This window comes from Legionella nigrisilvae, assembly GCF_977063395.2.
The window spans coordinates 96,778-121,436 of record NZ_CDRUGZ020000045.1 but is presented as its reverse complement, the minus strand read 5'-3'; the positions used below and the strand labels follow the sequence as shown (position 1 = coordinate 121,436).

Sequence of the window (24,659 nt, the reverse complement as noted above, 5' to 3'; positions counted from 1 at the left end):
CTAACTCTTGCGAACAGCAATCAGCTTTAACCGCAGTTGCTTTTCAATTTCAAGCACAGCAAAAAACAGTGCGCCGGTTAGAACGACGAGTACGCCATCCCCAAAGGGGATACTTTCAGTAACAAATATGGTTTGTAAAGGAGCGAAATAGGTGATTGCAAACTGTGCCACAGTAATCACAATGACCGCCATCCAAACCACTTTGGTCCCTTGTACTGCGTTCCATGTGAGTGATGTTCCATAAATATTGCGAATATAAAACAAATGAAAAATCTCAAGAACAACCAGTGTGTTTAATGCGATTGTGCGTGCCAACTCAAGCGAGTAACCGCGATCGAGCGCATAAAAATAGAGTCCAAAGACGCCACAAATAAAGAGAATAGAAACCAGAAGCATATGCCATACCAAGCTGCCGGTCAGTAAAGGCTCGTTTCGAGGGCGTGGTGGTCTTTGCATGGTCCCTTCTTCGGTCGGCTCAAAGGCCAGGGCAATGCCAAGAGTCACTGCGGTAATCAGGTTGATCCATAAAATTTGAATCGGCGTTACCGGCAAGCTTAGACCTAACAGCAGAGCCAGGATAATCGTCATTGACTCACCCGCATTGGTGGGTAAAGTCCAGCTAATCACTTTTTTAAGATTATCATAAACAGTACGGCCTTCACGTACAGCGGCTACAATGGAAGCAAAATTATCATCCACCAGTACAAATTCAGCCGCCTCTTTGGCGACTTCACTGCCTTTTCTCCCCATAGCAATTCCTGCATCTGCTCGTTTTAACGCAGGCGCATCATTGACCCCATCGCCGGTCATGGCCACAGTCATTCCATGTGATTGCAATGCCATCACCAGCCTTAGTTTATGTTCAGGACTTGTTCGGGCAAAAATATCGGTTAGCAATACAGCATTTCTGAGTACGGCGTCATCCATGTTATCCAAATCAATGTCTGTTAATACCTTATCCAAATTTTTAAGTCCTATTTGCCGGCCAATAGCAACCGCTGTACTGGCATGATCGCCTGTGATCATTTTTACTTGAATGCCCGCTGTATGGCATTCTGCCACTGCTGCAATGGCTTCAGGTCTGGGCGGATCAATCAGTCCAACCATCCCAAGTAACGTGAGATTCCCTTCAACATCAGCGAACTCCAAAACGATATGTTCTGGCTTTATTTTTCTGACAGCAAAAGCGAGGATGCGCTGTCCACTTGCTGCAATCATTTCCATCTGCTCTTTCCAGTAAGACTCATTTAATGGCTCTGTTCCACCCCAGTCTGTTTGTTGAACTTGACACATACCCAAAATCTGCTCAGGAGCTCCCTTCACCATGACCATCGCATGATTGAAATGGTCGTGGTGAAGAGTTGCCATGAAGCGATGCTTGGCATCAAAAGGAATGATATCGGTACGCCTCCAGGATTCGTTTTCCTCTTTAAGGACAAGTCCCGTCTTACCTGCAAAGGTTAACAAAGCGCCCTCCATAGGGTCCCCATCCACAGACCAACATCCTTCATGTTCACGAAGCATGGCGTCATTGCAAAGAATTGCTGCATGGGCCAGTTTTTTCAGTACAGGGTGCTCGTTATGATCAATGATTTGTTCATTCAACATCAGGGCACCGACCGGCTCGTAACCGGTGCTGTCGAGAGTAAATAGGTGGCTGCTGGTTATAACCGAAGACACGGTCATCTCATTTAGAGTGAGGGTACCTGTTTTATCCGTACAGATAACCGATACCGCGCCTAAGGTTTCAATGGCAGGTAGTCGACGTACAATGGTATGTCGTCGCGCCATAGCCTGCACACCAATAGCTAAGGTAATTGAAAGAACGGCAGGAAGACCTTCCGGGATAGCCGCAACCGATAAACCAACCACGACCATAAACAATTCAACAAACGGGTGATGTTGAACAAAATACCCATACGCAAGAAGGAGTGCCGCAATCAATAAAATGAACAAAGTCAGCCATTTTGCAAACAGCCCCATTTGTAGGACTAAGGGTGTGGTTAAAGACTCTACTTTTGACAATAGCCCACTAATATGTCCAATTTGAGTGGATGAGCCTGTGGCCACCACAATGCCTTTGCCCTGACCATTGGTTACCAGGGTCCCACTAAATGCCATACAAGTCCTGTCACCTAATACGGCATTTCTTGGGACTGAATGAATGTGTTTTTCAACCGGAATGGATTCACCAGTTAAGATGGCCTCCTGGATGGTGAGTCCATGAGATTTTATTAAGCGTACATCGGCAGGAACTTTATCTCCTGCTTCCAGCAAAACAATATCGCCTGGCACAAGCTCCTCACCAGCAATACGCCGTCGTTCGCCATCCCGTAATACGGTAGCCGTAGGGGACAGCATTTTCCGAATCGCGTCCAGTGCTTTTTCTGCTTTTCCTTCCTGGATAAAACCGATTAGGGCATTGATGATGACGACTGCTAAAATAACGCCAGTATCTATCCAATGTTGCAAGAGTAAAGTCACCAGAGCAGCCCCTAGTAACACATAGATGAGGATGTTATGAAACTGGAGCAAGAAGCGAAAATAAACATTTTTTCTTTGAGGTTCCGGTAAACAATTGAGGTCATAACGTTTTAATCTGTTTTTCGATTCGTCCTCGCTTAAACCGAATTCTGATGTAGTATTTAATGTCGCGAGAATTGCTTCTGCTGACTGCTCATGCCAGCAGAGCTCTGGGATGTTGTTTTTTGATTCCACCATGGTCCTCTTTTCCCTGATTAATAGGCTTTTACTGGGGATACAAAACCTTGTGGTTTTAATGCCAGTAACGAGCAATCAATGTCTTGCAAGATGTTTTCCGCAGTATTGCCAATCATAAATCCAGATATCCCGGTGCGTGCGACGGTGCCCATCACCAAAATATCGATTCTTTTATGGGTTATGATGGCGGGGATAACCTCTTCTGGTTGTCCTTTCAGATGGTCAATTTGGTATGCTCCAGAAATTTGAGACCGTTTAATGAGCTCTTGCAAGAGCAATCCATGAACATGTTTTTCTTCAGCGACTATTCTATCTAATTCTTCTTTAGATATTTTTAACCACACACTATCCCGTAAGTAACTTTCCAGCGCAAATTCCCAACAGGAAATAATACTTAATTTACCCTGATAACGGACGTTTAATGAATGAGCAACTTCTAATAAGCGAAGCGAAAGGTCCAGGGCTTCTGCTTCTTCATCTTTGGGATCAATAGCCACTGCAATGCGAATATCCTGTTGCGTGTGCTTAAGCGGACGATAAAGAAACAAGGCACAGGGGCATTTGCGCAATAGTTCCATGTCCAGTGCTTTAAAGCCTTTCATACCTTCTCGTGTTTCCGCTTCTTTGATGAGAAGATCATGTGAATTTTTAAGGACATGGCGAATGATTCGGATGTCAGGTGTTGTGCGGGCTTGGGGAGCAATGGAACAGCCAACCGACTTAAGGCTTTTCTGTTGTTCTTAATGGCCTTAACTCACCACGTTTTACCTCATCTGGCATGGCAAAGGAATATCGTCCGAGCATATTAATATGACCATATCCATATGCGGACAGTCTGGCTACATCTTCATCGTATACGGGGAAGCCTTCTTGTCGTAATTGATTAATGGCAGCATCCATGTAAATAGTGTTCCAAAGTGTAATGATATTTAAAACCAGTCCAAGGGCACCTAACTGATCTTCTTGCCCTGCACGATACCGCTGATGAAGTTCTCCTCGCTTACCATGAAAAACAGAACGACCTAAACTGTGTCTGCCTTCGCCCAAATTTAGTTGTACCAAAGTCTGACGACGGAATGACTCATCATGAAGATAATTGAGCATGTGGATAGTTTTGTCAATTCGCCCAATTTCGGCAATTGCTTTGGCTAAACGAGTTGGTTTATCAGCAACTTGAAGAGTGCGCATAATGCCTTCTGCGGGAACTCTCCCGAGTTTTAATGAAGCCAATAAACGTAAAATATCATCCCACTCAGGAGGAACAAGATTTATATTTATACGACTTTTTGCAAGTACATTGAGCTTTCCATAATCAGCCAACGGATCAATCCGCCAGAATCTAGCACCACCCATATCAGCCAATCGCGGACTGAAACGAAGTCCCAACAAACGAAACAGTCCAAATACAATATCACTGTATGCGCCTGCATCTGTCATGATCCGCGTTGGCTGTAATTCCGTCTGTTGCTCAAGAACAACGCCTAACAATATTAGGCTATCACGTAAAGTGCCAGGTACTGTTACAGCATTTAAGCCAGTTCGTTGATTAGAGATTAGATTGTACCAAGTGACACCACGACCTGATTTAAAATATTTTGGATTTGGAGCAGCGTGCACTGTTCTAACCGGTACAACGAAGCGCATGCCATCAGCCGATGCAATATCGCCTCCGCCCCATTTCTTAGCTAATGGAATTTGATTTTGAGCAGAAACTAAAATGGCATTGACCGCCATTATCGTTTCATTTCGAATATAATTTTGATCAACCCATACCAATCTATCTCTTTTTAAAGCAGGTATGTCCTCACGAACAAACGGTTCTCGTCCAGTATTGCAAGCGTCTGCTAGCAATTCAGCACATAAACTGATTAATAGATCCTCAGCACGCGCACTTCCTTCATTGATGTGGGTAAATCCATCCGCAAATCCAGTACGTGTGGCTATCTCAAGTACCATCTCGGGTAAATCGACACGTGGTAATTTGGCTTTTACAGCAGCTCTCAATGCTTTTAATGATGGAGGCTCATCAAGTGCATCAAGCTGAGTTAGAATCAGCTCCTCATTACCCTTAACTGTTTCAAATCGAACAGCAGGGTTATTATCAATATTTGCAGCAACTAACCGATACACTTGATGTAGTTCATCTGTAAGGCTTGTTATGGCTAACATTGGGTCAATTGTTAAATTTAATGAGCGGCAAATCATAGGACGTATTGCCTCCCACTCTGAGCCAGAATAAAGATTGGCTCTTGGATCAGCATACCGCCAACTCGGACTTATGAACACATCCCTATGTTTCAGTGCCGATTGCAATTTATCAAGAACACAAAATATATATGCTGTTCGGTCAATTGTAGTTCTATTGCTATCCCGGCCAGTTATTGATGTTATTAATGCAAGCTCTTTATTATTTGCGTTTTTTTGAACTTCCTTCATGTTTAAAATGGATTTTTTCAATTTCTCAACTTGAGATTGTTTTTTCTCTGGTACAACGATTTCCTTAATTTTTTTATTGATAAGGTCAGCATATAAAAGTTTATCGTTATGCAAAATGATACCATCTTGGGTTTTTACAAGTTTCTTTATGACGCGATAAGTGGGTCGTGGTTCGTCTTGTGGCCAATTGATAACGCTACATTCATTTTTAATAACAATATTACGTTTCCATGATGTTCCAATAATCTCCATTGGCGGTTCATCCGTTTGTTTTCCCTTTAACCATTCAAGACTGGCAAGAAGAGGTTTTCCCGCTTGATTACTATCAAAATTTATTACTCGAAGGAGCGAAGGTAAAAATTTCTGAACTGTTTTTTCCTTTTGTTCAAGCTCATGATAAAACACATTACTTGGCGGCCTGATTAAGGCAGTGGCATTTTCAACTGCAGATACAAGCGCTTCATGACCTACTGTTGTATAAATTGTGTCCCGAATTTCATGATCACATAATTCTGTATTCAGTAGTAATTTACATGCATCGACCAATGTGGCTGTAGCTTGATCGAGATCTTTAAGAGTTCGCAGTCGTGTATTTTTATTTTCTTGCTTGGCCTTTGAGAATAAATCACGCAATACCATACTGAGCACGTCCAGAGAATCATCTTGGGAGTCTGACTCAAAATGATTCGCAAAAGCAACGAGCGTCGCCATTTTACGCTCAAACGGCAAGCGGTTGATGGCTGTAATTTTTGCCGTATTAGCAAAGCGTGCAAGTGTTGCTATTTTACAGGCGGGGATGCGGTACAGTGGTAATTCAACACTAATGTTGCGGGCAGACTCAACCCGTTTTAATGCTTGCACAAGAGCTGTGCTACTGATGCTAACCGGACCTTTACGCAGTTTATCAAGCAATGACAGATGTTCGTCATCCTCTACCACCAAGAGGTCATTCAGTTTTTCCTGTTGTGATGCGCTTAAATTTTTAATCAACATTCGCCATAAGCGAGACTCCATCCTGGAGCGAATTTCTGCAACAAAACGCTCAAGAACTGTAATACCTGGTAACAATATTTTGTTGGTCGATAGCCAACCCACTGCATGATCAAAAAGCACTCCAGGTCTGTCAGTACCAGTCCAGCATAGTGCACATAATATGCGACCAAGACGATAACGACTACCTTTTTCAGCAAATTCTATATAGCCATAACGCGCTCGAATTTCAACAGCATGACGCCAACGCTGCTCACTTTTCATGTACATTGATATGCAACTTTCAGGATCATTAACCTTGATTTGAATAGCAACTCGCTCAATTACCACACGAGGAATCTGATTCAAGTCGGAAATAAAAGCTCCAATAAATCGAACTGTTGTCAGCTGTAATGCATAACCTAACCTGCTGAAGTCACCACGCTTGTTTGCAATCCACTCCATATCCTGATCATCGAGGAAAAAAAGGCTATCTACGATATCTGGTGGTAGGTCAGTAGGATATTTAGCGTAATTGTCACATTGTACTGGGGAGAGAAAACTAACAGGCATGTTTATCCAAAATCAATAGGTGTTGTTGCTAAACTTAGAAGTTTTGCAACGGAATTTGAATGCCTTTATTTAAAGGTTTAAATTCGTTGCAAAAATCAGATGCAAAAGTCTATTGTTTTGCGATATGATTTGCAAATAAAATATTAGGGATTAGTTATGAAAATTGGGTATGCTCGCGTTTCAACCACGGATCAAAATTTAGAGTTGCAATTAGTTGCACTAAAAGAAGCTGGTTGTAAACGTATCTATCAGGAAAAAATTTCTGGTGCAAAAAGAGATCGTCCAGAATTACAACGATTACTTGATCAGCTTCGACCTGAAGATGTAGTCGTTGTTTGGAAATTGGATAGATTGGCGCGTTCAACCCAGCATTTATTAGAATTAATAGACTGCATAAGAACAACAGAGGCTTCCTTTTGTTCGCTTTCCGAGCCTTGGGCAGATACCACTTCTCATGCCGGTAAAATGATCATGACCGTATTCGCAGGTATTGCAGAATTTGAGCGTGACTTAATTCGTGAACGTACTGGTGCGGGTCGCGCAGCTGCAAAGCAACGTGGAGTTCGTTTTGGACGACCTGAAAAAATGAATAAAGAACAAAAGTCATTGGCCAAGCGGCTTTTGCAAGAAGATAAATCGGTAAGTGAGATTGCAAAAACGTTTAATGTCCATAAAGCAACAATTTATCGTTTACAACAAGAATAATTCACTACAGATCCCCAATCCTATGGTATTCTTAATATTAAGAATTATTTATTAATGATAACATCTGGTATGGTTTGAGTTAATTTTTATGGATAAAGAATGATCAATATAAAATATGGATTTGGAAAAGAAGTATTGTATTCATTTGATGATGCAATTAAAAAAGTTACTGAAGAACTGCAAAAAGAGGGATTTGGAGTTCTTACAAATATAGATGTGTCAGCAACTTTGAAAAAAAAATTAAATAAAGATATGCCTCCCTATCAAATTCTTGGTGCATGCAATCCGCAATTTGCCCATCATGCTTTAGAAAAGGAGCCATCTATAGGTTTGCTTCTACCATGTAATGTGGTTGTACGCCAGGATGATATAGGCAAAGTGCATATTGAATTTATGGATCCAAAATCAGTATTAGAATTGGTCGGCAATCCTGAGATCAATCTGGTCGCTGGAGAAGTAAGACAAAAACTGGAGAGAGTATTAAGCGCATTGTAATGCGCTCATCTACAGTTAAGATTTTAACATGCGAAGACCACTTGCAATAACAATAAGCTCACTTATTTCATGGGCTAAAACTGCTATTGGCAACGTAAAATAGCCAGTTACCGCCCCGACAATAAGAGAGCTAATAACAATTATAGATAGTCCTAAATTTTGTAAAATTATATTCCAGGTTCGATGACTAAACTCGATGAGATAAGGTAATTTTAATAAATTATCACCCATTAATGCTACATCCGCAGTTTCTAATGCAACATCGGTTCCAGCGGCGCCCATTGCAACTCCTACATGTGCTGCTGCAAGTGCTGGAGCATCATTTACTCCATCGCCAACCATCATTACCTTACCGTAACGTCTTTCCAGTTCCTCAATTTTTCGTGTCTTATCTTCTGGTGATAAATCAGAGAATACTTCATCTACACCTGCTTGAACTCCAATTGACGCGGCAGTTATCGAGTTATCTCCAGTGAGCATAACAACACGCTCAATACCCATCAATTTTAGGGACGATACCATCTGCCTTGCTGTAGATCTTAGAGGATCAGTAATTGCAATTAAACCGAGAATTTCCTTATCTGTTCCTACTAATACGACAGTCTTTCCAACGGTCTGTAATTTATTTATTTCTTGAATTACAGTTTCTACCAATAGACCCATATCAATAAATAATTTTGGATTGCCAATATAAAATTGTTCTCCATTTATAAAACCCTGAACCCCTGAACCAGTCAATGACTTAAAATGTTCAACAGGTTTATATGCAACACTTTCTGCCTTTGCTTGTTGTAAAATGGCATGTGCCAGTGGATGCTGGGAACGCGATTCAAGGGTGGCAGCTACATTTAATATTTGGTTCTGAGTATAATTATTTAACGAAATGATATCGGTGACCTTGGGTTGTCCTTGTGTTAAGGTTCCTGTTTTATCAAGCGCAATAACCTTTATTTGAACCAATTTTTCTAAATATATCCCACCCTTAAGTAATATTCCGTTTCGACTGGCTGTACCAAGAGCAGCTACAAGGGTAATTGGGATAGAAATTACTAAAGCACATGGTGCAGCTGCAACAATAAACACCGTTGCACGTAGCACCCATTCTTGCCAATGCAGCCCAAATAGAGGAGGTAGGGTAGCTATTAGTACCCCTGCTAAAAGAACGAATGGACTGTAGAGATTGCCAAAACGCTCTATAAATCGTTGACTGCGACCTTTTTTATCCTGTGCTTTTTCAACAAGAAAAATAATACGAGATAACGTGTTCTCAGCAAATTTTTTGGTAGCGCGAATAGTAAGAGTCCCCTCGCCGTTAATAGTTGCAGAAAATACTTTATTTCCCACAAATTTCTCAACAGGAATTGATTCACCCGTGATAGGCGCTTGGTTTACACTAGAATGTCCAGATATGACCTCTCCATCTGTAGCGATGCTTTCACCAGGACGAACAATAAACTCATCTCCAATTTGAATGTCTTCTAAAGGTATTAGGAACTCGCTATTATTACGTCGGACTAATGCGGATTTTGGGGCAAGTTCCATCAATACTCTGATAGCATGTCGCGCCCTTTCACCAGCATAACCCTCTGCTGCTTCAGAAATAGAATATAAAAAAACCAGTGTTGCCGATTCTGCCCATTGTCCCATCACACCAGCAACAATAGCAGCGGTAGACATCAAAAACTCAATACCGATTTCATGTTCTTTGAAAAATTCTTCTATAGCTTCCCGTGCGAAATAATATCCACCAATTAACACCGCGCCTATGTAAAACCCGTTAGCAATTATCCTTGGTAGTGTCAAATATGAGCCTACAAAACCAATAGTTAATAATATACCGGCTATTGCTGCCGTAATGACTTTAGGATTATGCCACAGTTTGGGCATTGGTTCTTTGTGAGAAGGACAAGTGGAGCAGCCCATTTATTTATACCCCTTATTCATAGTTTTCTTCAGAGCCGTAATGTTAAAGCGTCATTGTTACCTAAAAATAAAGGTTTTTAAAGAATTCATCATAGATATTGAATAAAACAATAAAACTATTTGTTCTATTATAGGTAATTTGAAAACTTAATTACTAATGATGAAAAAAATTGGTTATCTATCTGTATTCAATGAAAATACTTGAACAACTTCACAGTTTACAATCCTATAAAATGAAACATACCGAATTATAGATATTAAAAGACCAATATAGTCCTTAAGTCGGTTGGCTGTTCCATTGCTCCCCAAACCCGTTGTGCCACAATCCACTTCAATATCGATGGGAATTTTCTTTTTAGATACCCCAAGCCCTGATTTGGCCAATTGAATGGCTTTGTTCATTTTGTCAATCAATGATGCTTCATAAGAAGTTTTGTACTCACTAAGCGTATCAGGAAAAGGAGGGCAGGTAATTAAAATATGAAGCTGTGCCTCGTTTTTAGAAGCTAATTTTAACGCCAGCTGTAAGGCTTCTGTTTCGTTCTTAATTCCATGGCTAACGAATAAAATGTTATGAAATCGGTGCATTACTTATTCCTCCTTGAAAGGGCTGGAGCAATGTTTCAAAATCGTATTTGAACCGCAATTGCTCCTTGCTTTTTACATGTATTGGCCGCCATTGACATCCAGATTAGCTCCAGTGATAAAACTCGATGCAGGGGATGCCAAAAAAGCAACGGCCTCTGCAACATCTTGCGGAAGTCCCAAGCGCCCTACCGGTATGACTGAAATTATAGTATTTAAAACGTCTTCTCGCATTTTGCGAATCATGGGCGTTTCAATATAGCCTGGCGAAATAGTATTCACCGTAATGCCTTTGCTGGCTACTTCAAGCGCCAGGCTTTTGGTAAAGCCAAACAATGCGGCCTTGGTTGCTGCGTAATTGCATTGCCCAAACTGACCCTTACGTCCATTAATTGAGGAAATAGAGATAATACGTCCATACCCTTTCTCAAGCATGGCAGGTAGTGTATTTCGCGTCATGTTAAATACACTGGTGAGGTTCGCATTCACTACACTTTTCCATTGCTCTGGCGACATCTTTTTTAAACTGGAATCCTGAGTCACACCTGCATTGTTAACCAATACGTCAATACGACCGTAGCGTTCCATAACCAGTGATACCAGCTGTTCACAATCATTAAACCGCGCAATATCCGCATACAGTATATCAATTTCAAATCCTGCTTGTTGTTGCTCTTTTTGCCATTGAATTGCTTCTTCATGATTGCCGTTTTTGAAGTAGCAGGCAATCACAGAATAGTCTGTTGCTAATCGTTGACAAATAGCGCTACCAATACCTCCTGTACCACCAGTAACAATTGCTATCTTTTTCTCCATGATTATTCTCCTTAATTAAATTGGTTTGTCCCTATAGAAAAATACTTTGTTATCGTTTGATTGAGGCCATTTTTAACATTAAAAATCCAGTGAGTCCTGATATAAACGAACCAAGCACTACGCCCATTTTAACCATGGGCATTAAGCTTGAATCATTGTTTTGGTAAGCCAAAGAACCAATAAACAAACTCATGGTAAAGCCAACGCCGCAAATAAGTGCAATGCCATAAACTTGAGCAAGATTCACCTTATCTGTCTTAAGAAGTTTTTTGAACTTAACAAAATAGCCCAAAGATAAGAAAATACCCAATTGTTTTCCAAGAAACAATCCTAGCCCAACGCCTAAAACCACTGGGTGGGTAAATATTGAGAAATCAAGCCCTATAAAAGTGATCCCTGCATTAGCAAAGGCAAACAAGGGAAGAATGAAAAAGACAACCCAATGATGCAAACCGTCTTCTAGGCGCGTCAGCATCGATTCCTTGCCTACATCAGGGATGGTCATGGCAATCACAATCCCGGCAAGGGTTGCATGAACGCCAGATTTTAATACGGCGATCCACAGAGCTACCCCAAAAAGCATGAATACTGAAATGCGGCGACATTTAAAATAATTTAAGCCAATCAAAATCAGGGTAAACAATAATGCCAGTGAAAAAGAAAAAAGCGATAACTTTGCAGTATAAAACAGCGCAATAATAACAATGGCTGCCATATCATCAAAAATGGCGATGGCAGTGAGTAAAATTTTGAGTGAAAAAGGTACACGTGAGCCTAAAAGAGAGACGATTCCTAGAGTAAATGCAATATCGGTAGCGGTAGGGATTGCCCATCCTTTTAGATAGACTGGATTATGAGCATTAAAGAAAGCAAAGATTAAAGCGGGAAAGAGCAAGCCACTTAATGCCGTAAGGGCTGGAGCCAGTAGATTGGTTTTATTACTCAAAATTCCCCGATTGATTTCCCGTTTAATTTCAAGGCCAATCAATAAGAAATATACAGCCATTAATCCATCATTGATCCATAGAATTAGCGGTTTTTTTATGGAAAGATTCCCAACAGAAACACTGCCATTAATATGCAAAAAATGCTCATAACCAATACGATAAGGGGAATTGGCAACGATTATCGCAAGCACTGCAGCAATAAATAATAGGATACCACCAAGAGTTTCCAGGTTATAAAAGGAATCCGATTTATTCATCAATTGATTGTATAAGTGACTAAAAACCAAGTGTACTTGGTGTTGTCGTTCGATACAATTCTGCAGAACATTTTCTTTAATCAGGATTCTGGTGATGCATGGTCATTCATATCCTCCGGAATTTTCATGATTTTTTATAAATAGAGTTCTGTGTTTTTCATAGCAACCAATCGATTGCCTCCTGTCCAAATAAAAAAATTTTATATTGGTGTTGCGTATTTATTTGTCAATGCTATGCTCATAAGGTAAATCATACGATTTACGTTTTTTGATGGGCAACAACACCGTGAGTGAACATAAAATATTGGGTCAATATGGGAATTGAATCAGTTAAAATGTTTAACCAATTGGCTGAAGATTATGATGGTTGGTTTGATAGTCATCCAGGTGTTTTTCAATCGGAACTTGAAGCCTTAAAGAAAGTCACCCCTCAATCAGGAGAAGGACTTGAGGTGGGCGTTGGTTCTGGACGATTTGCTGCCGCATTGGGTATAAAAACAGGCATCGATCCTTCTGTTCAATTAAGTCATTTCGCTAAATTAAGAGGTATTGATGTATTCGAAGGGGTTGCTGAATCATTGCCTTTCCAGGAACAGCAATTTGATTTTGTCTTATTCAATACGGCGTTATGTTATGTTGACTTGCCGTTAGTAGCACTTCTCGAAGCAAAACGAGTCTTAAAACCTAATGGGAAGATTATCATAGGCATGATTGATAAACATTCGATGCTTGGACAGCAGTACGAAGCCACAAAACAAGACAACCCATTTTCTCAATATGCTCACTTTTATTCAGTATCCGAGATTCTTGAATTGCTTCATGAAATTCATTTTACAGAAGAGGCAATTAATCAAACACTATTTGCTCCTATTGATACCATCATAACAGCAGAAGAGAGCAAACCAGGTTATGGAGAAGGCGGGTTCATTGCACTATCCGCCGGCATGTCTCCCTTTTCTTATTGAAGGTTTATTAGCAAGTCTTGCATCGACCAATCAGCAGATTGAGCGTGAAGACCCACTAAAAAAGTATTGAATCGCTTTGTAAAGACGCTACGCGGCTTGTTTTTCTTGTATTATCGCAACATCCCCTTGGACACACTATACTTTTTAATAGGATTTGAACAAAGAACAGAGGACTAATGAATTATTCTTTTCGTTTTCTTGTTGCAGAAGCATCTTTTCCTGCTCGCATTATTATCCGAAATCAATTAATGCAGCTTGGACAACACGTGGATATCGTTCCCTCAATTGAAGACACTCTGATGCAAATTACATCTAAAAGCTATGATATGCTTTTAATTGATAGCTACTTGTACTATTCACAAGGTGACTATGATTGGACTGCATTGATAAAAAAACACCACCCATTTACTACAGCTCCAGTGATTGCACTAATCTGCGAACATCCACCGATAAAAAATGAAATGGGAAGCCCTCACTTGTGTAGTTTTAGAAAACCATTCAGTGAAGAAAAAGCGATAATAATTATCCATTATCTGGAAAGCACATTAAGCTAAATTGAAAACCCCAAAGATAAATTGATACATTAATGTCCCCACGGTATCCGATGGTCATTAAAGAAGCCCTGCATCTTGAAAATCCACGCGCAACCATGCCAAATGGAGTTGATTTAAGTGACCCGGAAGGAACTTTTAAACCTAACGCTCTCCATTAAGTAATTCAATAAAACCAGTGGATTACCTATTTCCAAACGCGCACCCGGTTTCGTCCTTCGGACTTAGCCAAATACAATGCCTTGTCTGCATGTTCAATAGACTCCTCTATCGGTTTATTAGGCTCAAGCAGCGCCAGACCAAAAGAGGCAGTTACTTGAATCAAGTGCTCCTTGCCATCATCGATGGTAATGGCCTCAAGCACTTTCCGAAGACGTTCACTCATTGCGAACCCCATATCCAAATCGGTAAATGGCAAACACAGTAAAAATTCTTCACCACCATAACGAAAAACTTTATCATAGGCCCTTAGATTCTCAATAAACAGACGAACAGCTGTTGCCAAAACACGATCTCCCATCTGATGGCCGTGCCGATCATTAATCTCTTTAAAGTAATCTAAATCCACCATAACCAAGCAACAACTTTGCCCTTGGCGCTTAATAATTTCTTGTTGCTCTCGCAAAGTCGACAGCATCGTCACGCGAGACAGTGCCCCAGTCAACGCATCTCGGCTGTGAATCAGATATTCCAACTCATTTTAAGAGCGGAGAGCTCAAGTCGCATCTGCTCCAAGGCATTGGCAAAATGATTGTAGTCAATAGGGGCTATCCCTTCTGGCATACTTGCCTTTTGTAATAACTGCGCGGTTAATTGATGCATGCGTTGGTGTGACACGCCTATATTAATGATTCCAGGATGTTCTTGAATTTCTTTTGGGATGCCACTGTAATACCATTGCCCAAATCGGCAACGCGTATGAGCGTCAGGCTGCAAATCGTTGTTATCTCCAGGCAGTCGGCAAATCAAGGTTCTAATCAATGAATTGTGCCATTGTTGATGATTATAAATTGCTTGCTCTAGTTGTGAAATAATTTGCTGCAGTTCGTTTTGAGTAACACTAGTAAATGCTGCCATGACCTATCCCTTGTTTCCTTGTCACTAATACTCAGGTGAAATAAGAGTATTTCACCCATCACAGCCCAACTCAATGGAAAGGCGTATAAAACTTAAAATTATTTCTTCCTGTGGATTTCACTTGATATAAAGCGGCATCCGCATGTTGAATCAACGTATCCAAATCAGAACCATCTTGAGGATAAAGGCTCACACCGATACTCAACGAAATCGAAATGGTCTGTTCTTTTATAAGAATAGGCTGTTGGATAGCATGAAACAAATGATTAATCACGGTATGTACCTCTTCCTCATGAACAATATCTGAAAGAATAATTAAGAATTCGTCCCCACCTTGTCGTCCCACAATATCTGAAGAGCGCACCGATGCTGTTAGACGTGATGCAACCTCTATTAATAACAAATCACCGGCATCATGGCCAAACGTACCGTTAATCTTCTTAAAGTAATCCAAGTCCATAAACAGCACGGCGATACTGCATTGATGGCGCTTTGCATACGCCATAAATAATAGAAACGATTGCTCCAATTGCTTGCGGTTTGCCAATCCTGTCAATGCATCATGGTAGGCCATCCTAACCAACTCATGTTCAGCCTTTTTTTGAGCATCAATATTTTGAATTTGAGCAATAAAATACAGCGGGGCACTATGTGCATCCCTAATTAACGAACCACTCAATAAAATCCAAACGATGGCGCCATTTTTACAAATATAACGTTTTTCCATTTGGTAGGAGCTTATTGTGCCGTTCAATAATTGGCGCACATAATTTAAATCGGTTTGCAAATCATCAGGATAGGTTATCCGCTGAAAATCGATTTGTAATAGTTCTTCTTCTGTGTAACCTGTTATTTGGCACAGCGATTTATTCACCTTAAGCCAGCGTCCTTCCAATGAAACTAAAGCCATACCGATGTCTGCATAATCAAAAGCCGCACGAAATCGTTTTTCGCTTTCTTCAAAAGTTTCATTAACCCGATGAAGCGCTCGTGTTCGCTCATGAACTTTTTTCTCTAGCTTAAGATTTAAAGACTCTAAATACTCGGTTTGCGGCCAAAGAGCGAAACAAAGATTGACATCAGCAACTATTTTGCATTAAAATTTGAAATAATATGAAAAACCGTAAAACGTAGGTTTATAACGCCATGAAAATTACATCTTAAGTACGCCCATCTAATAGGGCGAATAGAGGAAATCATTGTTGATTTTCTATTTTTTATTGTCCTAAAAGACATGCTTAAGAGTAAATCATGCACCATAAACCGATTCAATTTAAAGACCTAGGTCTTATCTATTCGCATAAAATCTGTTTTCAAAACTTCAGTGGTGAAATCCATTTTGGTGAGCGTATTGCACTGATTGGCAGAAATGGCTCGGGAAAATCTACCTTACTTAAAATGCTTGCTGGTTTTTGTTCAGCCTCTGCTGGCGAAATTCAAATGCCACAGGATGTTCGTTTTGGTTACTTACCCCAATTGATTGAAGAATGTCCTGATTTAAGTGGTGGTCAACGATTAAACCAGGCGTTAACCAAAATATTGTCTGAAGATCCGAATGTTTTGTTGTTAGATGAACCCACAAATCATCTGGACAGACGCAATCGTCGTTCTTTAATGCGGATGCTCGAGCATTATCCGGGGACGTTGGTCATTGCTTCTCATGATACGGAGCTCATCAATACCGTCGCAGATACTCTATGGCATATTGATTTGGGTAGGCTCACTCTATTTAGAGGGGCTTATTTTGAGTATCAGCAGATGCTTGAAAACAAGAAAGCATCGATTGAACAGGAATTATCACGGATTGCACGTGAGAAGAAAGAATCACATCTTGCTCTAATGAGAGAACAAGAACGTAATAAACGTTCTCGTGTTTCAGGTGAAAAAAAGATAGCCCAACGCAAATGGCCAACGATTCGGTCTCATACAAAGCTCGCCAATGCAATGACAACAGGAAATAAACGATTAAGTCAGATTAATCATAAAAAAGAACACTTGCTTGAAGAGCTTTCTTCTCTAAACCTTCCGCAAACGATTAAGCCCAAATTTAAATTAAACGGTCTTGACCACCATAAGCCCTTAATCAGGATTCAAGACACTTCTATTGCCTATGAATCAGGAGCTGTGATTCTGGAAGACATTCATTTTCACTTAAATGGCTGCGAACGAGTGGCATTGTATGGGGACAACGCATCAGGGAAGTCCACCTTTGCCAAAGCGATTTTGGAGGATAGTCACATTAAGAGAACAGGTGAGTGGACTCTTCCTCAGTACAATACAGTTGGGTATCTCGATCAGCATTATCAACATCTGGATTGTGACGAAACAGTTCTGGATTTGATGAAAAGTCAGATGCCCCATGCTTCTCATGCTGAACTTCGTGCCCATTTAAATGACTTTTTATTTCGCAAAAATGAAGAGGTAGAAATAAAGGTCAAAGATCTTTCTGGTGGTGAAAAGGCAAGGCTTTCTTTAGCCTTGATTGCTGCCAATCCGCCTAAACTACTTGTTTTAGATGAGGTAACCAACAATGTAGATCTGGAAACACGCGATCATATCATCGGAGTATTACGTGAATTTCCAGGTGCGATACTGGTTATTTCTCACGATCATGATTTTTTAGAATCCATTCACATTGAAACCAGGTATCACATTCATCAAGGGAAGATACATCATTTCAATGGGGAACAAGCAGAGGGTGTTCATCATGACTAGTCGTTTGCCTAACCACATAAGCTCTTTTATGTGGCATTTTTTAAAACCGTATCGTCGCATGGTTTTTTTATTTATCCTGCTTGCTTTAATGGCTGGATTTTGGGGACCGTTTAATAGTTTATTGATTAAGTCCTTCATTAATACCTTAGTGGCAAAGACAAATACAGACCTCTCCGCTTTGTATTGGATCGCTGGATTATTGGTATTGAACTTTATTATCTTTGACAATATCACCTGGCGAACAATCGGGTACTTGAACTATAAATACGAAGCGGTGATTAAAAACCAAATTATTAGCCAAATGTTTGAGTATGTGTTGGGAAGTAGTACGCAATTTTTTCAGGATAACCTATCAGGGCGAATTGCCACACAAATTACGACTCTTGCTGATAATCTTGAGATTATTTTGCATCGCGTATCTGTCGATTTTCTACGTGGTGCTTCATTGTTGCTGGTTTCCTTTATTACAGCCTATTTTGTTAATGTCCTGTTCTTTTATATTTTATTCTTATGGTTCATTGCCTTTGCCTCATTTAGTATTTGGATGTCGGCGCGATTGGTTCAGTTATCGGATGACCATGCAAATTCTGAATCGCAGCTTTCTGGGCAATTAGTAGATAGCCTGGCGAATCAATCCAATATTCGTATTTTTTCACGTAAAGGCTTTGAAGTAGAGCGTATGAATACTTTTTTTCGCTCGGTACAACGGGCTTTCCAAAGAAAAGAGCTGTTTATTGTTTTGTTATGCTGCGCCCAAGGTGGAATGATTGCGGTAATGATGGGTTTGGCATCGATTACCTTAATTCACTTGTATGGCAAGGGACTGGTGAGCATTGGTGATTTTGCTTTGATTCTTGGGCTTTCCATGGAATTGGGGCATATGATGTGGTACACCATGTACCAAGTGGACCAATTTAACCAAGCCTTAGGCAAGGCAAGACAAAGTTTAAATGCATTGGTCATCCCCCATGAGATACAGGATAAAAAAAATGCATCCCAATTAATTGTTACGCAAGGGCAAATTGAATTTTCAAAGGTAAAATTTCATTACCAAGGTGGTTACTCCTTGTTCCAGAATAAGTCGGTAACCATTGAAGCAGGTCAAAAAGTGGGGTTAGTGGGCTATTCAGGCAGCGGCAAGTCCACTTTTGTTAATTTGATTTTGCGACTTTATGAGGTAGTGGATGGACAAATTCTAATCGATGATCAAAACCTATCTGAAGTGACTCAAGAGAGTTTAAGACAAGCCATTGCTATGATTCCTCAAGACCCTACACTTTTTCATCGAAGCTTAATGGATAATATTCGTTATGGTAGGACAAAAGCCTCGGATGAGGAAGTCATTTTAGCCTCCAAGAAGGCTCATGCGCATGAGTTTATCAGTCTTTTGCCAGAAGGCTATGAGACATTGGTCGGTGAGCGTGGTGTGAAGCTTTCAGGCGGGCAACGCCAGCGTATTGCCATTGCTCGTGCGATTTTAAAAAATGCACCCATTTTAATGTTGGACGAAGCCACGTCCCAGCTGGACTCCATTACAGAATCCAACATTCAAGACAGTCTTTGGGAGTTGATGCAGGGAAAAACAACCCTGGTCGTTGCGCATCGCTTATCGACTCTGCTGCATATGGACCGAATTTTAGTATTTGATAAAGGCCATATTGTTGAAGATGGCACACATACTGAACTGTTGAATCTTGGTGGTTTGTATAAAACCCTGTGGGACGCGCAAGTAGGTGGATTCTTGCCTGATGAGCGAAAAGAAGAATCTGAAGAGTCAGTTAATAACGGGGTATTAGATGAGTAAATTACATACAGAATTTTCGGAAGTGAATCATTTGCTTAATGACTTACTGTCCGGCTTGCAATCAATTTTAAAGGAACATTTGCTGGGCGTTTACGTGTATGGTTCATTCGTCTGGGGTGATTTTGATGAAACAACCAGCGACATTGATGTTCTTGTGGCATTAAACCAAGAAATGACATCAGAAGAATTCGCGGCTTTAGATTATTTGCATACCAATCTGGTTCAGCATTTTCCAGATTGGTATGACCGAATTGAAGTAGCTTATGCATCGTATAGAATGTTACAACATTTTAAGACAGAGCAAGGTCAAATTGCTGTCATTAGCCCAGGAGAACCGTTTCACCTCAAACAGGCGGGAACTGACTGGCTTATTAATTATTATTTATTGCAAACAAATAGCCTCATTCTATATGGTCCATCAGCAAAGTCGATTGTTGCTCCTGTATCAAGCAGTGAGTTTATAGAGCATGTCAAAAAGCAGAGCATTGAATGGCAAGATTGGGTTATTCATACCAGAAATTCTTTAGGGTACCAATATTATGCTGTATTAACACTGTGCAGGGCTTTGTACGTGCTCCACCATCAGGAACAAGGCTCTAAGTTAAAAGCTGGAGTGTGGGCTAAAAATCAATTCCCAAAATGGCGAGCTTTAATTCAACGAGCATTAACTAAAGCGGAACTAGATCATGCAAGCGATATCTTGACCGAAGAAACCTATCAAGAAGTCACCGCATTTGTGGATGAAATGGTTCAGCATATTCAAGAGAGAGAATAGATGATGGAAGTCAACCAACAACAACGGCTTATCGAAGTAGTTTCTTATGATGCTAATTGGCCTATGCAATTTGAACAGGAAGCAGAGCGAATTAAAAAAGCATTAGGTAGTAATTGCATTGAAATTCATCATATCGGTTCCACTTCAGTACCTGGTTTGGCTGCAAAACCAATCATCGATATGATTCCAGTTGTTTTGGAACTAAGCAAAGTAGATAGTGCCAATGCTGCCATGAAAGCCCTGGGCTATGAAGCAAAAGGAGAATACGGAATTCCATTTCGCCGCTATTTTCAAAAGGGAGATAACCAAAGAACTCATCATGCTCATATTTTTGAGTTTGGAAACCCAGAAATCGAGCGCCATTTAAAATTTAGGGACTGGATGAGAGCAAATCCAGAAGATAGAGTAGCCTATGCTCGTTTAAAACAAGAGTTAGCACATCAACATCCCTATGACATTACTGCCTATTGCGTGGGTAAAGAGGATTTTATCGCAGCTATTGATAGAAAAGCAGGATTTAATGGATTAAGAGTGGTTAAGGCATTAACACCTCGTGAATGGGATAAAGTACGCCATTTTAGACAATTCTATTTTTTTGATAAGGCAGGGCTTTCTGATCCATATACTTGGACTTTTGAGCATGAAGCTCATGTTCATTTTGTTTTATCTCAAGGAAGCGACATCATTGGTTATGCCCATCTGCAATTATGGCCTCACAAAAGAGCAGCTTTGCGCATCATTGTGATTGATGAGGAAAAAAGAAACCACCAATATGGTGGCCAATTCTTGGCGTTATGTGAAAAGTGGCTAAAAACACAAGGCTATCAAAGCTTGCACGTGGAGTCTTCACCGGATGCGCTAAGATTTTATAGAAATAATGATTACATCGACATGCCATTTGATGATCCAGATGGCTATGAAGGTGATGCGAGAGATACTGCAGTAGGGAAAATACTATGATTCAAATCGAAAAAATAACGGGAGATTTAGCTCAATCCTTATGTCGAACCATTACAAAGGATTTGCCAGAATACTTTGGTTTGCCAGAAGCGAACGAGCACTACGCAATAGGTGTGACCACACGCACTAATTTTGCGGCAAAAGATGGGGATAATACGTTTGGCCTTGTTTCAATTGATTTTCCCTATCCTGATAATGCTAATATTTACTGGATGGCTGTAAAACGTGATTATCATCGTCAAGGTGTAGGAAAGCAATTAATCAAAACGGCTTGCCATTTTGCTGCAACACAAGGTGCTAAAACTATAACCGTTGAAACCCTAAGCCCCTCTGAATTGGAAGAGAATTACCTTAAAACCTACCGATTCTATCAGTCCGTTGGTTTTAACCCTCTTTTGGATTTAAAACCAGCAGGATATGAGTGGAATATGGTGTACATGATGAAACAGCTTGAAGCTTTAGCAGAAAACCAATCGTCAATTGCCATTAAGCCACTAGAATTATGCGATATCCCCGTTTTGGTCGATGCGTTTCAAAAAGCAAATTGGCAAAAACCTTACGTTTTGTTTGAAGGGTACTATCAAGAACAAGAACAGTCTGAGCGAGTCGTTTGGGTGGCCTATGTTCAAGACCAAATCGCGGGCTATGTTACTCTAAAATGGACCTCACACTATAAACCTTTTTCTCATAAAGGAATCCCAGAAATTATGGACTTAAATGTATTGCCTGCTTTCCGCAAGCGTGGAATAGGCAGTGCTTTGCTCACTATTGCTGAAGAAAATGCAGCCAGTCAGTGTGATGTTGTAGGAATTGGTGTTGGATTATATGGTGGTCCTGATGGCGGATATGGACAAGCTCAACGACTTTATGCTAACCGAGGTTATATTCCTGATGGTTTAGGGGTAACTTATCATTATAAACCAACCATTCCTGGGGAAACATATCCCTTGGATGATGATTTAATTTTGTGGTTTACCAAAAAAGTAACCAAACATTTGCATGTAGAAAGAGATACTGTAACTAAAAAAACAACTGATAGCTGCGATGTATATGTACCAAACACAAAATATAAATTGGAGTTCAATGCCAAAGATTCATTTAAAATTATCGATCAAAAGTTGTTTGAGTTTAATAAATTGTGTGTCTCTGCAACACAACAACCGGAATTAATTGATATAAACGTTACGATTAAAAACGGTGATGAGGTAATAGCGGGTATTTGTTCGGAGGTTTATACATGGAATATCCTGTACATCAGTGTCTTTTTTGTTGAGGAAAAATATCGGAACCAAGGTTTGGGTACCCTTTTACTCAATAAAGTTGAGGAGAAAGCAAAAGAATTAGGAGTCAGTTTAATTCACCTCGATACCTTTGATTTTCAAGCAAAAGATTTTTATCTCAAACATGGTTATGAAGAGTTTGGGGTTCTGGATGACTGTCCAAAAGGTCATCAGCGTTATTATATGAAGAAGGTGCTATGAGTTTTATTAAAAAAGGAATATACCGTCATTATAAAGGCAATCTGTATGAAGTGATTGATATTGCCAGGCATTCGGAAAGCTTAGAAGATATGGTGGTTTACAGAGCGCTTTACGGCGATTTTGAACTATGGGTTCGACCTCTCAAAATGTTCCTTGAAAACATTGAGATAAATGGTGAGCTCCAAAAAAGATTTGAATTACATGAATAAATTAGAACAAGCAAATCGTTTTATCTTTACTGGCACCCCAGGCAGTGGAAAAACTTCTGTTATTTTGGCATTGAAAAGATTAGGGTATGTAGTGATTCCTGAGTCTGCAACAGATGTCATTGCAGAGGAACAGGCAAAGGGAATTATGCGTCCATGGGAAGAGACTGATTTTGTAGATAAGATTGTTTTAACACAAAAATTAAGGCAATTGAATGCTCAAGGTGCGTTGCAATTTTATGACCGATCGCCATTTTGTGCTTATGCATTGGGGCGTTATTCCGCTCATTGGCATAAAAATGATTTTACACCCTCACCTATCTTATTAGCTGAAGTTGACCACTGCCTAAAAGCTAGTATTTATCAACGCAAAGTATTCTTTTTTGAGAACTTGGGGTTTATTGAACCAACTTCAGCTCGCAAAATCAGTTATGAAGACGCCCTTATTTTTGAGCAAATTCACATAGATGTATATAAAGAGTTTGGTTTTGAAATCATGCTCATGCCTAAAAAAACGATTACAGAGCGCTGTGAATTTGTTCTTGAAACGTTAGGCATAAAAAAATAAATATCAATTTTATGAAAAAACCGCTTGACCCTATTGTTACTATATATCTTACCTTTGTTCTTAAGGAGGTAATACTATGACTCAATGGTTCGTAAAAGACTTAAGCAAATTAACTGGTGTTTCGGTGCAAACATTGCATCATTATGATCGCATTGGTTTACTTAAACCTTCATTACGACAGTCCAATGGGTATCGTATTTACTCCGAGAAGGATTTATTGAAATTACAACAGATTATTGCTTTAAAGTTTTTTGGTTTTGAGCTATCACAAATCAAAACCTTGCTCTCTGAAGAACGTCACGCGCTAAACCATTTTGAAGCCCAAGCTCAAGTGTTAGAACAAAAAGCATTGGCATGTACTTCCGGAGCTAAAACCTTAAGAAGCATTATAGACTCTGTTGATGTCAATCAATCCATTCCATGGGAAACCATTATACAACTGATTGAGGTATATAAAATGGCAGAGCATCTTGAACATGATTGGGTTAAGGAAATATTTACTCCTGATGAGCTCAAACAATACGTAGCATTTGAAAAGGAAATGAAAACAAATAACAAGGCTGAGTTTGAAAAACAATGGCATCAACTTTTAGATGAATTGAAACAAAGTATGAAACACGATCCTGATTCCACTATAGGTATCCAAACAGGGAAAAACTACATGGAATGGGTTAATAGCGTATACGGTAAAAAATATGCCCATCTGAGAACCAAAAAATGGGAAAAAGGATTTGGAGAAGGAAAAGGTCTTGATGAAATTGGTTTAACACCAGAGATTATGACATGGTTAGAGAAGGCTTTAGACGCTTATTGGAAGCATAGGCTTTATGGTATTCTTGAACAAGTAGGCAAAACGCCAGACTCCAACATATTAACGCTTTGGAATAAGGCATTAGATGATATGTATGGCGAAGAAACTTCACGAAAATATGCTGTTTGTGATATTGCTTTGAAGGATGAAAAGGTCAGTCCAGAAGCAAAGACTTGGCTCAAAAGTATCGTAGATGCTTACAACATGTAAAAAAATAGCTATAAATTTTGGATCGGTCTTGTTTTTACCGATCCAATCTCAACGGAATCCATTTTAGGTTCTTCTTTCCGTCTAGAAAACGGCTAATCTAAACATCCGA

General features: G+C 39.9%; 22 protein-coding genes and 1 pseudogene. 13 read left to right on the top strand and 10 right to left on the bottom strand.

From position 1 onward, the window contains the following. From ACWTE2_RS34380 to ACWTE2_RS34370, 3 genes and pseudogenes are all read right to left on the bottom strand, one after another. Nucleotides 1-2,721: a cation-transporting P-type ATPase gene (locus tag ACWTE2_RS34380; protein WP_014845097.1), complete on the bottom strand. Its 2,721-nt coding sequence runs from the start codon at nucleotides 2,719-2,721 to the stop codon at nucleotides 1-3. 17 nt (nucleotides 2,722-2,738) lie between these two features. Then, nucleotides 2,739-3,401: pseudogene (locus tag ACWTE2_RS34375) on the bottom strand (universal stress protein); the annotation flags it as partial. A 40-nt stretch (nucleotides 3,402-3,441) separates the two neighbouring features. Continuing rightward, complete coding sequence (locus ACWTE2_RS34370; protein WP_012187537.1) at nucleotides 3,442-6,699, bottom strand: Tn3 family transposase; 3,258 nt, start codon at nucleotides 6,697-6,699, stop codon at nucleotides 3,442-3,444. 156 nt (nucleotides 6,700-6,855) lie between these two features. Between ACWTE2_RS34370 and ACWTE2_RS34365 the strand changes: the two genes are divergently transcribed. Further along, the gene (locus ACWTE2_RS34365; protein WP_012187538.1) at nucleotides 6,856-7,404 is read left to right on the top strand and encodes a recombinase family protein; all 549 of its coding nucleotides are present in this window, start codon (nucleotides 6,856-6,858) and stop codon (nucleotides 7,402-7,404) included. A gap of 99 nt (nucleotides 7,405-7,503) precedes the next feature. Continuing rightward, nucleotides 7,504-7,899 (top strand): DUF302 domain-containing protein, encoded by a 396-nt coding sequence (locus ACWTE2_RS34360; RefSeq protein ID WP_012187539.1) that lies wholly within the window; start codon nucleotides 7,504-7,506, stop codon nucleotides 7,897-7,899. A gap of 15 nt (nucleotides 7,900-7,914) precedes the next feature. Here ACWTE2_RS34360 and ACWTE2_RS34355 read toward each other — a convergent pair whose 3' ends face one another. From ACWTE2_RS34355 to nhaA, 4 genes are all read right to left on the bottom strand, one after another. Then, nucleotides 7,915-9,822, bottom strand: coding sequence for a heavy metal translocating P-type ATPase (locus ACWTE2_RS34355; protein WP_012187540.1), 1,908 nt, complete (start codon nucleotides 9,820-9,822; stop codon nucleotides 7,915-7,917). Nucleotides 9,823-9,996: 174 nt separating this feature from the next. After that, nucleotides 9,997-10,410 (bottom strand): hypothetical protein, encoded by a 414-nt coding sequence (locus ACWTE2_RS34350; protein ID WP_014845095.1) that lies wholly within the window; start codon nucleotides 10,408-10,410, stop codon nucleotides 9,997-9,999. Between the two features lie 72 nt (nucleotides 10,411-10,482). Continuing rightward, on the bottom strand, nucleotides 10,483-11,223 hold the full coding sequence (phbB, locus tag ACWTE2_RS34345) for an acetoacetyl-CoA reductase (RefSeq protein ID WP_014845094.1): 741 nt from the start codon (nucleotides 11,221-11,223) through the stop codon (nucleotides 10,483-10,485). A gap of 49 nt (nucleotides 11,224-11,272) precedes the next feature. Further along, the gene (nhaA, locus tag ACWTE2_RS34340; RefSeq protein ID WP_014845093.1) at nucleotides 11,273-12,427 is read right to left on the bottom strand and encodes a Na+/H+ antiporter NhaA; all 1,155 of its coding nucleotides are present in this window, start codon (nucleotides 12,425-12,427) and stop codon (nucleotides 11,273-11,275) included. 314 nt (nucleotides 12,428-12,741) lie between these two features. Between nhaA and ACWTE2_RS34335 the strand changes: the two genes are divergently transcribed. The 3 genes from ACWTE2_RS34335 to ACWTE2_RS34325 all read left to right on the top strand — a co-directional run bounded on the left by ACWTE2_RS34335 (nucleotide 12,742) and on the right by ACWTE2_RS34325 (nucleotide 14,104). Continuing rightward, nucleotides 12,742-13,392, top strand: coding sequence for a class I SAM-dependent methyltransferase (locus ACWTE2_RS34335; RefSeq protein ID WP_014845092.1), 651 nt, complete (start codon nucleotides 12,742-12,744; stop codon nucleotides 13,390-13,392). Between the two features lie 176 nt (nucleotides 13,393-13,568). Continuing rightward, nucleotides 13,569-13,946, top strand: a complete 378-nt coding sequence (locus ACWTE2_RS34330; RefSeq protein WP_014845091.1) for a response regulator — start codon at nucleotides 13,569-13,571, stop codon at nucleotides 13,944-13,946. Nucleotides 13,947-13,978: 32 nt separating this feature from the next. After that, complete coding sequence (locus ACWTE2_RS34325; protein WP_019350452.1) at nucleotides 13,979-14,104, top strand: hypothetical protein; 126 nt, start codon at nucleotides 13,979-13,981, stop codon at nucleotides 14,102-14,104. Between the two features lie 26 nt (nucleotides 14,105-14,130). Here the strand turns inward: ACWTE2_RS34325 and ACWTE2_RS34320 are convergent, their stop codons facing one another. The 3 genes from ACWTE2_RS34320 to ACWTE2_RS34310 all read right to left on the bottom strand — a co-directional run bounded on the left by ACWTE2_RS34320 (nucleotide 14,131) and on the right by ACWTE2_RS34310 (nucleotide 15,930). Beyond that, the gene (locus ACWTE2_RS34320) at nucleotides 14,131-14,607 is read right to left on the bottom strand and encodes a GGDEF domain-containing protein (RefSeq protein ID WP_129556956.1); all 477 of its coding nucleotides are present in this window, start codon (nucleotides 14,605-14,607) and stop codon (nucleotides 14,131-14,133) included. 17 nt (nucleotides 14,608-14,624) lie between these two features. Next, nucleotides 14,625-15,020, bottom strand: a complete 396-nt coding sequence (locus ACWTE2_RS34315) for a CZB domain-containing protein (RefSeq protein WP_014845089.1) — start codon at nucleotides 15,018-15,020, stop codon at nucleotides 14,625-14,627. A 70-nt stretch (nucleotides 15,021-15,090) separates the two neighbouring features. Beyond that, the gene (locus tag ACWTE2_RS34310) at nucleotides 15,091-15,930 is read right to left on the bottom strand and encodes a GGDEF domain-containing protein (RefSeq protein WP_014845088.1); all 840 of its coding nucleotides are present in this window, start codon (nucleotides 15,928-15,930) and stop codon (nucleotides 15,091-15,093) included. Nucleotides 15,931-16,271: 341 nt separating this feature from the next. On the opposite strand from ACWTE2_RS34310, the gene ACWTE2_RS34305 reads away from it, so the two are divergent. From ACWTE2_RS34305 to ACWTE2_RS34270, 8 genes are all read left to right on the top strand, one after another. Beyond that, nucleotides 16,272-17,735, top strand: a complete 1,464-nt coding sequence (locus ACWTE2_RS34305; protein WP_014845087.1) for an ABC-F family ATP-binding cassette domain-containing protein — start codon at nucleotides 16,272-16,274, stop codon at nucleotides 17,733-17,735. Then, the gene (locus tag ACWTE2_RS34300) at nucleotides 17,728-19,539 is read left to right on the top strand and encodes an ABC transporter ATP-binding protein (protein WP_014845086.1); all 1,812 of its coding nucleotides are present in this window, start codon (nucleotides 17,728-17,730) and stop codon (nucleotides 19,537-19,539) included. Before ACWTE2_RS34305 ends, ACWTE2_RS34300 begins: the two co-directional genes overlap by 8 nt. Beyond that, entirely contained in the window at nucleotides 19,532-20,314 is a 783-nt protein-coding gene (locus ACWTE2_RS34295) for a nucleotidyltransferase domain-containing protein (protein ID WP_014845085.1), read from the top strand. The genes ACWTE2_RS34300 and ACWTE2_RS34295 overlap by 8 nt, the downstream gene beginning before the upstream one ends. A gap of 3 nt (nucleotides 20,315-20,317) precedes the next feature. Continuing rightward, nucleotides 20,318-21,274 carry a bifunctional GrpB family protein/GNAT family N-acetyltransferase gene (locus tag ACWTE2_RS34290; RefSeq protein ID WP_029489092.1) on the top strand — a complete coding sequence of 319 codons (957 nt, stop codon included), beginning with the start codon at nucleotides 20,318-20,320 and terminating at the stop codon, nucleotides 21,272-21,274. Beyond that, complete coding sequence (locus ACWTE2_RS34285; protein WP_014845083.1) at nucleotides 21,271-22,755, top strand: GNAT family N-acetyltransferase; 1,485 nt, start codon at nucleotides 21,271-21,273, stop codon at nucleotides 22,753-22,755. The genes ACWTE2_RS34290 and ACWTE2_RS34285 overlap by 4 nt, the downstream gene beginning before the upstream one ends. After that, nucleotides 22,752-22,964: a DUF1653 domain-containing protein gene (locus ACWTE2_RS34280; protein WP_014845082.1), complete on the top strand. Its 213-nt coding sequence runs from the start codon at nucleotides 22,752-22,754 to the stop codon at nucleotides 22,962-22,964. The genes ACWTE2_RS34285 and ACWTE2_RS34280 overlap by 4 nt, the downstream gene beginning before the upstream one ends. Further along, complete coding sequence (locus ACWTE2_RS34275; RefSeq protein WP_014845081.1) at nucleotides 22,957-23,529, top strand: AAA family ATPase; 573 nt, start codon at nucleotides 22,957-22,959, stop codon at nucleotides 23,527-23,529. The genes ACWTE2_RS34280 and ACWTE2_RS34275 overlap by 8 nt, the downstream gene beginning before the upstream one ends. 76 nt (nucleotides 23,530-23,605) lie before the next feature. Further along, nucleotides 23,606-24,550, top strand: a complete 945-nt coding sequence (locus ACWTE2_RS34270) for a MerR family transcriptional regulator (protein WP_014845080.1) — start codon at nucleotides 23,606-23,608, stop codon at nucleotides 24,548-24,550. Nucleotides 24,551-24,659 lie beyond the last annotated feature (109 nt).